Raw genomic sequence first — 14280 nt, forward strand, 5'->3', positions numbered from 1 at the left:
CCGGCAAGAGGTCGCGATATAGAAAAAGGGCCGCATCAGACGATGCGGCCCTTTCTCGGTTTATGCTTTGCCAGTCGGCTTATTCGGCCGGCTGCTCTTCGCTCATGTCCGAAAGCATGGCGGCGCCGGCATCGCTCTGAGCTGCACGGCGGCGCTCGTCGAGAATAAGATCGTCGCGCGAGGATGCCACACGACGGATCTTGTTCATTGCGCCACCCGTACCGGCCGGGATGAGGCGACCGACGATCACGTTCTCCTTCAGGCCCTGCAGCGTGTCGGTCTTGCCGGCCACAGCCGCTTCGGTGAGCACGCGCGTGGTTTCCTGGAAGGAAGCCGCGGAGAAGAAGGACGGCGTGTGCAGCGATGCCTTCGTGATGCCGAGCAGGACGGGCTGGCTCTTGGCCGGCTTCTTGCCTTCATCGACGAGCCTCTGATTGACCTCGTCGAATTCGATCTGATCGACATTGTCGCCCGGAATATAGAGCGAATCGCCCTGTTCCGTAACTTCGACCTTCTGCAGCATCTGTCGGACAATCACTTCGATGTGCTTGTCGTTGATCAGCACGCCCTGAAGCCGGTAGACCTCCTGGATCTCATTGACGAGGTAAGAAGCCAAAGCCTCCACGCCCTTGATCGCCAGAATGTCATGCGGTGCGGGATTGCCGTCTAGGATGTAGTCGCCCTTCTCGATGGCGTCACCATCCTGAAGATAGAACGGCTTGCCCTTCGGAATAAGGTATTCCGCCGGCTCCACGCCCTCTTCATTCGGCTCGATCATGATGCGGCGCTTGTTCTTGTAGTCGCGGCCGAAGCGGATCGTGCCGGAGATTTCGGCGATCACCGCATGGTCCTTCGGACGACGTGCTTCGAACAGTTCGGCCACACGCGGCAGACCACCGGTAATGTCCTTGGTCTTGGCGCTCTCCATCGGGATACGAGCCAGAACGTCGCCCGGTTTGACGTGCGCGCCCGGCTCGACGGACAGCACGGCTTCCACGCTCATCATGTAGCGGGCGTCGCCGCCGCGCTCCAGTTTTGCGGGCTTGCCGTCCTTTCCTTCGATGATCAGCGCCGGCTTGAGGTCGGTACCGCGCGGGGTGGACCGCCAGTCGATAACCTCGCGCTTGGTGATGCCCGTGGACTCGTCTTCGGAAACGGACATGGACACGCCATCGATCAGTTCCTCGAACTCGACGCGGCCCTCGACCTCGGTCAGCAGCGGCCGGGTATAAGGATCCCATTCCGCAATACGCTGACCGCGCTTGATGGTATCGCCATCGTCGACGAAGATGCGCGAACCATAGGTGACGCGCTGGCTGGCGCGTTCCTCGCCCTTCTCGTCCAAAATGGCCACGGCCATGTTGCGGCCCATAACGACCATGTCGCCGGACGAGTTGCGGACGACCGAGCGGTTCTTCAGTTGCACCGTGCCGCCATAAGACGCCTCGAGGAACGAGGTATCAACGACCTGTGCCGTGCCGCCCATGTGGAACGTCCGCATGGTAAGCTGCGTGCCCGGCTCGCCGATCGACTGCGCGGCGATGACACCGACCGCCTCGCCGAGATTGACCGGCGTACCGCGGGCCAGGTCGCGTCCGTAGCAGATCGCACAGACGCCGACCTTGACGTCACAGGTCAGCGCGGAGCGAATTCGGACGGTCTGAATGCCCGCCGTCTCGATGGCATCGACATCGCGCTCGTCGATCGTCTTGCCAGCTTTCACAAGAGTTTCGCCGGTCTTCAGATCGACGATATCGTCCAACGATGTCCGACCCAGAACACGCTGGCCGATGGACGCGACAACCTGCCCGGCATCGACGATGGGCGTCATCGTCAGGCCGCGATCGGTACCGCAATCGGTCTTCACCACGATGCAGTCCTGGGCGACGTCAACGAGACGGCGCGTCAGATAGCCGGAGTTGGCGGTCTTCAACGCCGTGTCGGCCAGACCCTTTCGGGCGCCGTGGGTGGAGTTGAAGTACTCGTTGACCGTCAGGCCTTCCTTGAAGTTCGAGATGATCGGCGTCTCGATGATGTCGCCGGACGGCTTGGCCATCAGGCCGCGCATACCAGCGAGCTGGCGCATCTGCGCGGGCGAACCACGCGCACCGGAATGGCTCATCATGTAGATGGAGTTCATCGGCTTCTGACGATTCGTTTCCGGATCGAACTCGACCGCCTTGATGCCCTTCATCATTTCTTCGGCGACCTTCTCGGAGCACTTGGCCCAGGCGTCGACCACCTTGTTGTACTTCTCGCCCTGGGTGATCAGGCCGTCATTGTACTGCTGCTCGTATTCCTTGGTCAGCGTCTCGGTTTCCTCGACCATCTTGGCCTTGGCTTCCGGAATGATCATGTCGTCCTTACCGAAGGAAATGCCCGCGCGGCAGGCCTGGCCGAAGCCGAGCGACATGATGCGGTCGCAGAAGATAACCGTCTCCTTCTGGCCGCAGTGGCGGTAGACCGTGTCGATCATGCGGGAGATGTTCTTCTTGGTCATCTCCTGATTGACAGTCGAGAACGGCACGTTGACATTCTTCGGCAGCAATTCACCGATGATCATGCGGCCCGGCGTCGTGTCGTGAATTTCGGAGACGACATTGCCGTCCTCGTCCACGGTCTTGAACCGACCCTTGATCTTGGCGTGCAGCGTCACGACGCCCGTGTTCAAGGCGTGATGCAGTTCGCCCATGTCGGCGAAGGCCATGCCTTCGCCCGGCTCATTCTCGTTGACGATCGACAGATAATAGAGACCCAGCACCATATCCTGCGACGGCACGATGATCGGTGCGCCATTGGCTGGATGCAGGATGTTGTTGGTCGACATCATCAACACGCGCGCTTCCAGCTGGGCTTCCAACGAGAGCGGTACGTGAACGGCCATCTGGTCGCCGTCGAAGTCGGCGTTGAAAGCCGTGCAGACAAGCGGGTGCAGCTGGATCGCCTTGCCCTCGATCAGCACCGGCTCAAAGGCCTGAATGCCAAGCCGGTGAAGCGTCGGCGCACGGTTCAGCAGAACCGGATGCTCGCGGATCACCTCGTCCAGAATGTCCCAGACTTCCGGCTTTTCCTTCTCGACCAGCTTTTTGGACTGTTTGACCGTGGAGGAATAACCCTTGGCGTCGAGGCGCGCATAGATGAACGGCTTGAACAGCTCGAGCGCCATCTTCTTGGGCAGGCCGCACTGGTGCAGCTTCAATTCCGGGCCGGTCACGATGACCGAGCGTCCCGAATAGTCCACGCGCTTGCCGAGCAGGTTCTGGCGGAACCGGCCCTGCTTGCCCTTGAGCATATCGGAAAGGGACTTCAGCGGACGCTTGTTGGCGCCGGTGATGACGCGACCGCGGCGACCATTGTCGAACAGCGCATCGACCGCCTCCTGAAGCATGCGCTTCTCGTTGCGGATGATGATGCCCGGTGCGCGCAGTTCGATCAGCCGCTTCAGACGGTTGTTGCGGTTGATGACGCGGCGGTAGAGGTCGTTCAGGTCGGACGTGGCGAAACGGCCGCCATCAAGCGGCACAAGCGGACGCAGATCCGGCGGAATGACCGGCACGACCGTAAGGATCATCCATTCCGGCTTGTTACCGGACTCGATGAAATTCTCAACCACTTTCAGCCGCTTGAGCAGCTTCTTCTGCTTCAATTCGGACGATGTTTCGGCCAGATCCTCGCGCAGTTCGACCGCGATCTTCGGCAGTTCCATCGCAGCGAGCATCTCGCGGATGGCCTCGGCGCCGATCATGGCGGTGAAGCTGTCGTCGCCGAACTCCTCGGCCGCCGTCATGAACTCTTCTTCGCTTAGAAGCTGGTTCTCCTGAAGGCTGGTCAGGCCGGGCTCGGTCACGATGTAGTTCTCGAAATAGAGAACCCGCTCGATATCCTTCAGCGTCATGTCGAGCAGCGTTGCGATGCGGCTCGGAAGGCTTTTCAGGAACCAGATATGCGCCACCGGCGCCGCCAGTTCGATATGGCCCATCCGCTCGCGGCGAACGCGCGAGAGCGTGACTTCCACGCCGCACTTCTCGCAGATGATGCCCTTATATTTCATGCGCTTGTACTTGCCGCACAGGCACTCATAATCCTTCTGCGGACCAAAGATGCGCGCGCAGAACAGACCGTCCCGCTCGGGCTTGAACGTGCGGTAGTTGATGGTCTCCGGCTTCTTCACTTCGCCGTAGGACCAGGACAGGATCTTTTCCGGGCTCGCCAGCGAAATGCGGATGCTGTCGAAAGTGGGAGCCGGGGCCTGCGAATTGAACAGGTTCATGACTTCCTGGTTCATGCCATTCTCCTTCTGGGGCGTATCGCCCCTGTTCCGATAACCGGCGGGTGTCTCGTCCTCGTGCACCGCGCGCCGGCATTATGATGGCGGAAGGATTTGCCGCTCCCGCCATCAGGAGCGTGCCGCGCGAACCAGTAGCGGTCCGCGCGGTTGGCGTTTGCTACTCTGCCGCGTCGGGCAATTGCTGCTGATCCAAGGCTTCGGGATCGACCACACTGTTCTCCAGCTCGACGTTCAGGCCCAGAGAGCGCATCTCCTTGACCAGAACGTTGAAGCTTTCCGGAATGCCGGCCTCGAAGGTGTCGTCGCCACGGACGATCGCCTCATAGACCTTGGTGCGGCCGGCCACATCGTCCGACTTCACCGTCAGCATTTCCTGAAGCGTGTAGGCCGCACCGTAAGCTTCGAGCGCCCAGACCTCCATCTCGCCGAAGCGCTGACCGCCGAACTGGGCCTTGCCGCCCAGCGGCTGCTGGGTAACGAGCGAGTACGGACCGATCGAACGGGCGTGGATCTTGTCGTCCACCAGATGGTGCAGCTTCAGCATATAGATGTAGCCGACCGTGACCTGCCGGTCGAACGGTTCGCCCGAACGGCCGTCATAGAGCGTGCTCTGACCGGAGGACGAAAGACCTGCCTGTTCCAGCATCTCGTTGATCTGCGGTTCGATGGCGCCATCGAAGACCGGCGTCGCAATCGAGACGCCACGCTTCATCTGGCTCGCCAGTTCGACAACGGATTCGTCGTCGTAATCGCGAACCGGCTCGTTGCGGTCATTGTCCGGCACCACCGCCTCGATTGCCTTTCGGAGCGGTTTCATATCGCCACCGTCCCGATAGGCTTCCAGAAGATCGCCGATCTGCTTGCCCATGCCGGCACAGGCCCAACCCAGATGGGTTTCCAGAATCTGCCCGACATTCATGCGGCTCGGCACACCCAGAGGGTTGAGCACGATGTCGACATGAGTGCCGTCTTCGAGGAACGGCATGTCCTCGCAAGGCAGAATGCGGGAGACCACACCCTTGTTGCCGTGACGGCCGGCCATTTTGTCGCCCGGCTGGATCTTGCGCTTCACAGCGACGAAGACCTTGACCATCTTCATGACGCCCGGAGGCATCTCGTCGCCGCGCTGGACCTTTTCGACCTTGTCCATGAAGCGCTGCTCGAGCGCCTTCTTGGATTCGTCATACTGGCCACGAAGCGCTTCGAGCGAGCTCTGCAGCTGCTCGTCCTCGACAGCGAACTGCCACCACTGACTGCGCGGCGAGCCTTCTAGCGTTTGCGACGTCACCTCGGTGTTCTTCTTGAACCCCTTCGGACCTGCAATCGCAGTTTGGCCGACCAGCATGTCTTCCAGACGACCGTAGACGTTGCGATCGAGGATCGCCTGTTCGTCGTCGCGGTCCTTGGCGAGACGCTCGATCTCCTCGCGCTCGATCGCCATGGCGCGCTCATCCTTCTCCACACCGTGGCGGTTGAAGACGCGCACTTCGACGACCGTGCCGAAGGTACCGGGCGGCATCCGCATCGAGGTGTCGCGAACGTCCGACGCCTTCTCACCGAAGATGGCGCGCAGAAGCTTTTCTTCCGGCGTCATTGGGCTTTCGCCCTTCGGCGTGATCTTGCCGACCAGGATATCGCCCGGACCGACCTCAGCGCCAATATAGACGATGCCGGCTTCGTCGAGATTCTTCAGCGCCTCTTCCGATACGTTCGGAATATCACGCGTGATCTCTTCCGGACCCAGCTTGGTATCGCGGGCCATAACCTCGAACTCTTCCAGATGGATCGAGGTGAAGACATCGTCGCGGACAATCCGCTCCGACAGCAGGATGGAGTCCTCGTAATTGTAGCCGTTCCACGGCATGAACGCGACGAGCACGTTGCGGCCGAGCGCCAGATCGCCAAGATCGGTGGACGGGCCATCGGCGATGATGTCGCCCTTGCCGATCTTATCGCCCACCCGCACCAGCGGACGCTGGTTGATACAGGTGTTCTGGTTGGAACGCTGGAACTTCATCAGCCGGTAGATGTCGACGCCGGACTTGCCCGGATCGAGATCTTCGGTTGCGCGGATGACGATACGCGTGGCGTCGACCTGATCGACAACACCCGTGCGGCGCGCACCGATGGCGGCGCCGGAATCGCGGGCGACAATCGGCTCCATGCCGGTGCCGACAAACGGCGCTTCGGCACGCACCAGCGGCACGGCCTGACGCTGCATGTTGGAGCCCATCAGCGCGCGGTTGGCGTCATCGTTCTCCAGGAACGGGATGAGCGCGGCGGCCACGGAAACCAGCTGCTTCGGCGAGACGTCCATCAGATCGACGTTCTCGCGCGGCGCCATCATCACTTCGCCGGCATGGCGGCAGATGACGAACTCATCGACGAAGGAGCCATCGTCATTCAATTCGGCGTTCGCCTGCGCGACATAGTGCTTGGATTCTTCCATCGCCGAGAGGTAGTGGACCTCCTCGGTGACCTTGCCATCCTTGATCGTCCGATACGGGCTTTCGATGAAACCATATTTGTTGACGCGCGCGAAGGTCGCCAGCGAATTGATCAGACCGATGTTCGGGCCTTCCGGCGTCTCGATCGGACAGATCCGGCCGTAGTGGGTCGGGTGAACGTCGCGCACCTCGAAGCCTGCGCGCTCACGCGTCAGACCGCCCGGCCCAAGCGCCGAGAGACGTCGCTTATGCGTGATCTCCGATAGCGGGTTGGTCTGATCCATGAACTGGCTGAGCTGAGACGAGCCGAAGAACTCGCGCACAGCGGCTGCCGCCGGCTTGGCGTTGATCAGATCCTGCGGCATGACCGTGTCGATCTCGATCGAGCTCATGCGCTCCTTGATCGCGCGCTCCATACGCAGCAGGCCGACACGGTACTGGTTTTCCATCAGCTCGCCGACGGAACGCACACGACGATTGCCGAGATTGTCGATATCGTCGATCTCGCCGCGGCCGTCGCGCATTTCCACCAACGTCTTGACGATGGCCAGAATGTCGTCCTTGCGCAGCGTACGGACTGTGTCCTCGGCATCCTGGCCAAGGCGCATGTTCATCTTCACGCGTCCGACAGCCGACAGATCGTAGCGTTCGGCGTCGAAGAAGAGCGACTTGAACATCGCTTCGGCAGTGTCGATCGTGGGCGGCTCGCCCGGACGCATCACGCGGTAGATGTCGAACAGCGCGTCCTGACGGCTTTCGTTCTTGTCCGCCTTCAGCGTATTGCGGATGTAGGCGCCGATATTGACGTGGTCGATGTCGAGAATCTGCAGTTCATCGATGCCGTTGGCCAGCAGATCGATGAGCGTGCCCTTCTTCTCGCCGCTCTTGGCGTCGATTTCGACGGTCAGCTCGTCTCCAGCCTCGGCCCAGATCTCGCCCGTCTCAAGATTGACGACGTCTTCGGCCAGGTAGGAGCCGTTCAGTTCATCATCGGTCGCGCGAATATGGGTCAGACCATTGTCGGCCAGCTTCTTGGCTTGGCGCGGCGTGATCTTCTTGCCTGCCTCGACCACGACTTCGCCGGTATCGGCGTTGACGAGATCGGTGACCGTCTTCATGCCGCGGAAGCGCTCTGGCGAATAAGGAATGCGCCATCCATCCTTGTCGCGACTATAGGCGCTCTTCTCATAAAAGAAGTCGAGGATCTCCTCGCCATCCAGACCGAGCGCCATGAGAAGGCTCGTAACCGGCAGCTTGCGCCGACGGTCGATGCGGGCATGAACGATATCTTTCGCATCGAACTCGATATCGAGCCAGGAACCGCGGTAGGGAATGACGCGTGCGGCGAAGAGCAACTTGCCGGACGAATGGCTCTTGCCCTTATCGTGATCGAAGAAAACGCCAGGCGAGCGGTGCATCTGCGAAACGATGACGCGCTCTGTGCCGTTGACAATGAAGGTGCCGTTGCCGGTCATGAGCGGCATGTCGCCCATGTAGACATCCTGCTCCTTGATGTCCTTGATCGACTTGGCGCCTGTGTCCTCGTCGACATCGAACACGATCAGGCGCAGCGTTACCTTGAGCGGCGCAGCATAGGTCAAATCGCGCTGACGGCACTCGTCCACGTCGAATTTCGGTTGTTCGAATTCGTAACGCACGAATTCCAGCATTGCCGTGCCGGAGAAGTCGGAGATCGGAAAGACGCTCTTGAAGACGGCCTGAAGACCTTCTTCCAAACGGCCGCCCTCAGGCTCGTCTACCATAAGAAACTGATCGTAGGAGGCCTTCTGAACCTCGATCAGGTTCGGCATTTCCGCAACTTCGGGAATGTGCCCGAAAAACTTTCGTACGCGCTTGCGACCGTTGAATGTCTGGGTCTGCACCATGCGTCATATCCTCGTCGTGGGTCGTCCATCGTGGCCCCGGACCGGGCCATAACCGCCACCATCCAATCGTGACGGGTCCAATATTTCGGTCGAGCATGACAGTGCGCGAACCTGCTCATTACCGCACATCATGCTCTGGGGCCGCTCATCCATCCATTCGATGAGCCCGGCTCCTAACGGGCAAAACCCGTCTCCTGAAATCCCGCCATTCGGAACCTCAGGAAAAGGGTTCGGTCTGGGCTTCTACGCCCTCGCCTGCCCCGAGACAGCCGCCCGGCAAAAACCGGGCGGCCAATCCGTCGGGACGGAATTACTTCAGCTCGACCTTGGCGCCAGCCTCTTCGAGCTTCTTCTTCATCTCTTCGGCTTCGGCCTTGGAGACAGCTTCCTTGACCGGCTTCGGAGCGCTTTCGACCAGATCCTTGGCTTCCTTCAGGCCAAGACCCGTGATGCCGCGGACTTCCTTGATGACGTTGATCTTCTTGTCACCGGCTTCGGTGAGAACGACGTCGAACTCGGTCTTCTCTTCGGCCGCTTCGGCCGGAGCAGCGCCACCGCCGGCAGCCGCGACGGCGACCGGCGCAGCGGCGGAAACGCCCCACTTCTCTTCAAGCATCTTGGAAAGCTCGGCGGCTTCCATGACGGTCAGGTTGGAAAGGTCGTCAGCAATCTTTTCGAGATCAGCCATTTTTTAGTTCCTTGTCAGATAGTTCGAACAGTTGTTTGATTGGTTGGTTGAAGAAAAGCCTTACGCTTCCTCGTCCTTCCGGGCATAGGCGCCGAGAACGCGGGCCAACTGGCCAGCCGGAGCCTGGGTCACACCTGCAATGCGCGTGGCCGGCGTCGTGATGATGCCGACGATCTTGGCGCGCAGCTCATCCAGCGAGGGCAGCTCTGCAAGCTGCTTCACGCCGGACTGGTCGAGCATGGTGCCGCCCATTGCACCGCCAAGGATCACGAGCTTGTCGTTGGCCTTGGCGAAATCGGACGCCACCTTCGGTGCGGTTACCGGATCTTCCGAATAGGCAATCAGCGTCTGACCCACGAACAGGTCGGACATGCCCTCGGATTCCGTGCCCTGAAGAGCGATTTTGGCGAGGCGATTCTTCGCGACTTTCACCGTGCCGCCAGCTTCACGCATTTTCGAGCGCAGATCGCTCATTTTCGCGACGCTGAGACCGGTATAGTGGGCCACGACAACAGAGCCGGCGTTCTGGAAAACACCGTTCAGTTCCGTGACGAATTCGCGCTTTTCCGCTCTTTCCACTTCGTCTCTCCGTTTGATCGGCGACTTCTCGCCGATCGGTTGGCAGTCGCCGCCCCTCCCCTTAGGAAGACGCGACAGCGATGTTCCTGCCCCCTCGCCTTCAACTGCGCCAGGCAGCCATCCAGCTCGGAATACGGTTCGAACCATCCACCGGCGACATACCGATTTCCGGCCTCACCCCGTCTCATGCAGGCCATGCGATTAAGGCAAAGCCACCCACAATCTCGGACAGGATTGTCCGGATGTTTCCATCCGACCCGACCACCAGAAGCAGTCGGGATTTCGAACCGGCGACGAAATGTTCCTCGTCACCGGAATTCTTATTCGGCGCTAAGCGTACCCAGGTCGACCTTGACGCCCGGGCCCATGGTCGAGGTGATGCTCATGCGCTTCAGATAAGTGCCCTTGGCGCCAGCCGGGCGGGCCTTGGTGACCGCGTCGGCGAAGGCGCGAACGTTCTCGATCAACTTGTCGGCTTCGAAGGAAGCCTTGCCGACACCGGCATGAACGATCCCGGCCTTCTCGACGCGGAACTCGACGGCGCCACCCTTGGACGCCTTCACGGCGGCGGTGACGTCGGGCGTAACCGTGCCGACCTTCGGGTTCGGCATCATGCCGCGGGGGCCGAGCACCTTACCGAGACGGCCGACCAGCGGCATCATGTCGGGCGTGGCGATGACGCGATCGAAATCGATCTTGCCGCCCTGCACCTGTTCGACCAGATCTTCCGCGCCAACAATATCGGCGCCGGCGGCCGTCGCTTCTTCGGCCTTGTCGCCACGGGCGAACACGGCGACGCGAACGTCGCGGCCCGTACCGTTCGGCAGATTGACGACGCCGCGGACCATCTGGTCCGCATGGCGGGGATCGACGCCGAGATTGAACGCAACTTCGATCGTCTCGTCGAACTTGGCCGTCGCACGGTCCTTGATCATCGAGACGGCCTCAGCCAGATCGTAATTCTTCGTACGATCGATGCCTTCGCGCGCTTTTTCGGTGCGTTTTGCATTTTTCGCCATCAGATCAACCCTCCACCTGCAGGCCCATGGAACGGGCGGAGCCTTCGACCATACGCATGGCGGCTTCGACGTCGTTCGCATTGAGGTCGGTCATCTTGGCTTCGGCGATCTCACGCACCTGAGCCGAGGACAGCTTGCCAGCCACTTCCTTGCCCGGCGCCTTGGAAGCCGACTTCAGGCCGGCTACCTTCTTGATGAAGTAGCTCACGGGCGGCTGTTTGGTGACGAAGGTGAAGCTCTTGTCCTGGTAGTAGGTGATGATCGTGGGGATCGGCATCCCCTTTTCCATCTCCTGCGTGCGGGCGTTGAACGCCTTGCAGAACTCCATGATGTTGATGCCGCGCTGACCGAGCGCGGGACCGATGGGCGGCGCAGGAGCTGCGGAGCCTGCGGGCACCTGCAGCTTCAGTTCGCCAGCAACTTTCTTAGCCATGTTGCCAGTCCTTCATTTGTGCCGCGATCCTTCGCGGCGGTTGCAACGTGGTGGTCCGGGCTTTCTTCGAGACTGCCGGCAAAAGCACCCTCACCCTCCCACCGATGTGACGGTTCCACTGAACCGCCGAGAGGCCGCTTCGCAGCGACCGCGCGATCAGGTCTTTTCGACCTGCCCGAATTCCAGATCGACCGGGGTCGCACGACCGAAGATCGAGACCTCGACCTTGAGACGCGAACGCTCCGCATCGACTTCCTGAACCACGCCATTGAATGAAGCGAAGGGCCCATCGGAGACACGAACGTTTTCGCCGATCTCGAAGACGATCGAAGGCTTGGGTCGCTCCACGCCTTCCTGAACCTGGGTCAGGATCTGCTCAGCTTCACGATCGGGGATGGGAATAGGCTTGCTTTCCGTTCCGAGAAAGCCGGACACTTTCGGCGTGTTCTTGATAAGATGGAACACGTCATCGGTCAGATCGGCCCGGACCATGACATAGCCGGGAAAAAACTTGCGTTCGGTATCGACCTTTCGACCGCGCCGGACTTCCGTGACCTTCTCGGTCGGCACGACGATGTCCTCGAAGTGGTCCCACAGGCCTTTCTGCTTGGCCTGTTCCTCGATCGATTCCTTCACCTTCTTCTCGAAGTTCGCGTAGGCGTGAACGATATACCAGCGTGCGGCCATAATGAGTAAAGCTTCCCTCGAAAAAGCGCTTTGCGCGGCGTCAGGCGCCGATATTGAGAATGAGTTCGATGATGATCGCGAAGACCTGATCGGCGGCGAAGAAAAAGACGGCAGCAAGCGCCGCCATGACCAGCACCATGATCGTAGAGATCACGGTTTCGCGCCGACTCGGCCAAACGACCTTGCGCGCTTCGTCCCGCACCTGCTGAAGGTAGACGAAGGGGTTCTTGGTTCGTGTCGATGCCATCGTTCGCCTGACCTGCCGTTCCGCCGCTCATTGGTCCGGATGCCGCATGCCGTGGCAGCGCAAACGCGAACTGTCAACGAAACCCGCGCCTTACATCCATGCGCGATCCGGCGCTCCAGCGCCATCCTCGCGTCGTTTCGTTTCAGGAGATCGCGATGACCATCCAATCGTCACCGTCGATACCAATGGAGTTGTGCCTACTCATTTCGAGTCGGTTTGTCCATGCGCCACAGGCGCGAAAGCGATGAAACGCTTCGCGCCGAGCAACTCTATCTATCGAGTCGCGTTTCAGATTGCAAGGGTTCGATCTTTCGAGAACGACACAAGCGCGATGCGCCACCGAATGGCAGGGGCAGAGGGGCTCGAACCCCCGACCTGCGGTTTTGGAGACCGCCGCTCTACCAACTGAGCTATACCCCTAGCGCGATTGGCGCCCTCATAGGCAACGCCGCAGCGATTGGCAACAGGAAATACCGCCGCGCATTTGCGATAAGTCCACGCGAAGGACAGCAGGGATCGAAGATTCGTTCGGTTGCAGTTCGTCGCCCGTCACTATAGATCAGCGCCGGCAAGCGGCGAAATGCTGCGACCACTGACAAGATGGCTCTGCCCAACCATGCCACCCTCTCGGTTCGACCTCATTCTCTTCGATCTGGACGGGGTCATTCTCGATTCACGAACCAATATGGACCGCGCCTGGCGGGCCGTTCAGAGCGAACACGGGCTGGCGACGCCATTCGAGGAATATTTCGCGGAGATCGGCCGACCGTTTGCCGACATTATGGCCCGCCTCGGTCTTGCCGATCGCGCGAGCGCCATCGAAACGACGTTCCGCCGCAGCTCGACGGAAACCATCGGTCAGACCGCGTTTTTCGACGGAATGTCGGATGTGCTGGCGCGCATATCGGCCTCATCCGTCAAGGTGGGAATCGTAACATCGAAAGACGAAATCCGGGCGAAGCTGGTGCTGGAGCGTCTGGATTGCAAACTCGATATCATTCTGACGCCTCGCTCCGATCTTCGTGGCAAACCGGCGCCGGATGCGCTTCTCTACGCCATGGCTCTGCTTCATACCGACCCGGCCCACACCATCTTCATCGGCGATATGGCCAGCGATCACGAGGCGGCCAAACGCGCCGGGATCGCTTATGGGCACGTCGATTGGGGTTATGGCGATCCGGCGAACGATGATTGCCGTCGCCTGCAAAACCCGCAAGAGCTTCTCACCCTGCTTGGATTGGAGTGATCATGCCAAACGTCGCCGCCATCATACCGTGCCGATACGGCGCTACCCGCTTTCCGGGTAAGCCGCTCGCCGACATTAATGGCAAACCCATGATGTGGCATGTCTTTCAGCGCGCCTGCGAAACCCAGTTGGTCGGCAGGGCGTATATCGCCACAGACGACGATCGGATTGCGCGACAATGCGAAATTCTCGATCTGCCGGTGATCCGTACCCGATCGAGCCATCCGACCGGCACCGACCGTATCGCCGAGGCTATCCGCGCTACGGACGAAGATGTCATCGTCAATGTTCAGGGCGATGAACCCATGATCGATCCGGCTGCCATCGACGCCGTGGTTCAGGCGCTGATCGACAGCCCGGACGAGGTTCTTGTCACCAATGGGTGCCATGTGATCACCCATTCCGGCGATGCCATCGATACCAACAATGTGAAGGTCGTGTGCGATTTCCAAAGCAATGCGCTGGCCTATTCGCGCCTGCCGATTCCCTATCCGAAGGGGGATGCCGTGCGGCATTTGCGCCAACTCGGCCTTTACGCTTTCCGGCGCGATGCGCTGAAGCTCTTCAGTTCTTTGCGGCCGGGTCCATTGGAGCGGGCCGAGAGCGTGGAAATGCTGCGCTTTGTCGAGCATGGCCATAAAGTGAAAATGGTCGAAGTGGCGCCCGGCGACGATATTCCGGTCGATACGCCCAGCGATCTGGAACGGGTGCGCGCCAAAATGAGCGGGCAGAAAGTCCAGGGCCCGACCTGACAGCCTTT

Annotated in this window: 10 protein-coding genes and 1 tRNA gene; 2 read left to right on the top strand and 9 right to left on the bottom strand. The window is 60.4% G+C overall.

All coding sequences use genetic code 11. The annotated features are described in order from the left end of the window. Positions 1 to 79 precede the first annotated feature (79 nt). The 9 genes from rpoC to B7H23_RS13295 all read right to left on the bottom strand — a co-directional run bounded on the left by rpoC (position 80) and on the right by B7H23_RS13295 (position 12694). Positions 80 to 4285 carry a DNA-directed RNA polymerase subunit beta' gene (rpoC, locus tag B7H23_RS13255; protein WP_094077944.1) on the bottom strand — a complete coding sequence of 1402 codons (4206 nt, stop codon included), beginning with the start codon at positions 4283 to 4285 and terminating at the stop codon, positions 80 to 82. Between the two features lie 160 nt (positions 4286 to 4445). After that, positions 4446 to 8621, bottom strand: a complete 4176-nt coding sequence (gene rpoB, locus B7H23_RS13260) for a DNA-directed RNA polymerase subunit beta (RefSeq protein WP_094077945.1) — start codon at positions 8619 to 8621, stop codon at positions 4446 to 4448. Positions 8622 to 8931: 310 nt separating this feature from the next. Beyond that, complete coding sequence (rplL, locus tag B7H23_RS13265) at positions 8932 to 9309, bottom strand: 50S ribosomal protein L7/L12 (protein ID WP_094077946.1); 378 nt, start codon at positions 9307 to 9309, stop codon at positions 8932 to 8934. 60 nt (positions 9310 to 9369) lie between these two features. After that, entirely contained in the window at positions 9370 to 9888 is a 519-nt protein-coding gene (rplJ, locus tag B7H23_RS13270; RefSeq protein WP_094077947.1) for a 50S ribosomal protein L10, read from the bottom strand. A 320-nt stretch (positions 9889 to 10208) separates the two neighbouring features. After that, positions 10209 to 10907 (bottom strand): 50S ribosomal protein L1, encoded by a 699-nt coding sequence (gene rplA / locus B7H23_RS13275; protein WP_094077948.1) that lies wholly within the window; start codon positions 10905 to 10907, stop codon positions 10209 to 10211. 4 nt (positions 10908 to 10911) lie between these two features. After that, the gene (gene rplK / locus B7H23_RS13280) at positions 10912 to 11340 is read right to left on the bottom strand and encodes a 50S ribosomal protein L11 (RefSeq protein WP_094077949.1); all 429 of its coding nucleotides are present in this window, start codon (positions 11338 to 11340) and stop codon (positions 10912 to 10914) included. 156 nt (positions 11341 to 11496) lie between these two features. Then, positions 11497 to 12027 (bottom strand): transcription termination/antitermination protein NusG, encoded by a 531-nt coding sequence (gene nusG / locus B7H23_RS13285; protein WP_094077950.1) that lies wholly within the window; start codon positions 12025 to 12027, stop codon positions 11497 to 11499. Between the two features lie 40 nt (positions 12028 to 12067). Continuing rightward, on the bottom strand, positions 12068 to 12274 hold the full coding sequence (gene secE / locus B7H23_RS13290; protein ID WP_094077951.1) for a preprotein translocase subunit SecE: 207 nt from the start codon (positions 12272 to 12274) through the stop codon (positions 12068 to 12070). A 344-nt stretch (positions 12275 to 12618) separates the two neighbouring features. Beyond that, a tRNA-Trp gene (locus B7H23_RS13295) sits at positions 12619 to 12694 on the bottom strand. 196 nt (positions 12695 to 12890) lie between these two features. On the opposite strand from B7H23_RS13295, the gene B7H23_RS13300 reads away from it, so the two are divergent. Both B7H23_RS13300 and kdsB read left to right on the top strand, forming a co-directional pair. After that, a complete protein-coding gene (locus B7H23_RS13300) occupies positions 12891 to 13520 on the top strand; it encodes an HAD family hydrolase (RefSeq protein WP_158215840.1) in 630 nt (209 codons plus the stop codon). Positions 13521 to 13522: 2 nt separating this feature from the next. Then, complete coding sequence (gene kdsB, locus B7H23_RS13305; protein WP_094077953.1) at positions 13523 to 14272, top strand: 3-deoxy-manno-octulosonate cytidylyltransferase; 750 nt, start codon at positions 13523 to 13525, stop codon at positions 14270 to 14272. Positions 14273 to 14280 lie beyond the last annotated feature (8 nt).

It is taken from the genome of Notoacmeibacter marinus (assembly GCF_002238045.1).
Classification (GTDB): domain Bacteria; phylum Pseudomonadota; class Alphaproteobacteria; order Rhizobiales; family Rhizobiaceae; genus Notoacmeibacter; species Notoacmeibacter marinus.

Excerpts from the sequence above, each read along its gene's own strand:
- rplK (WP_094077949.1), bottom strand. The coding sequence starts at position 11,340 with ATGGCTAAGAAAGTTGCTGGCGAACTGAAGCTGCAGGTGCCCGCAGGC.
- rpoC (WP_094077944.1), bottom strand. The coding sequence starts at position 4,285 with ATGAACCAGGAAGTCATGAACCTGTTCAATTCGCAGGCCCCGGCTCCC.
- secE (WP_094077951.1), bottom strand. The coding sequence starts at position 12,274 with ATGGCATCGACACGAACCAAGAACCCCTTCGTCTACCTTCAGCAGGTG.
- B7H23_RS13300 (WP_158215840.1), top strand. The coding sequence starts at position 12,891 with ATGCCACCCTCTCGGTTCGACCTCATTCTCTTCGATCTGGACGGGGTC.
- rpoB (WP_094077945.1), bottom strand. The coding sequence starts at position 8,621 with ATGGTGCAGACCCAGACATTCAACGGTCGCAAGCGCGTACGAAAGTTT.
- kdsB (WP_094077953.1), top strand. The coding sequence starts at position 13,523 with ATGCCAAACGTCGCCGCCATCATACCGTGCCGATACGGCGCTACCCGC.
- rplL (WP_094077946.1), bottom strand. The coding sequence starts at position 9,309 with ATGGCTGATCTCGAAAAGATTGCTGACGACCTTTCCAACCTGACCGTC.
- nusG (WP_094077950.1), bottom strand. The coding sequence starts at position 12,027 with ATGGCCGCACGCTGGTATATCGTTCACGCCTACGCGAACTTCGAGAAG.
- rplA (WP_094077948.1), bottom strand. The coding sequence starts at position 10,907 with ATGGCGAAAAATGCAAAACGCACCGAAAAAGCGCGCGAAGGCATCGAT.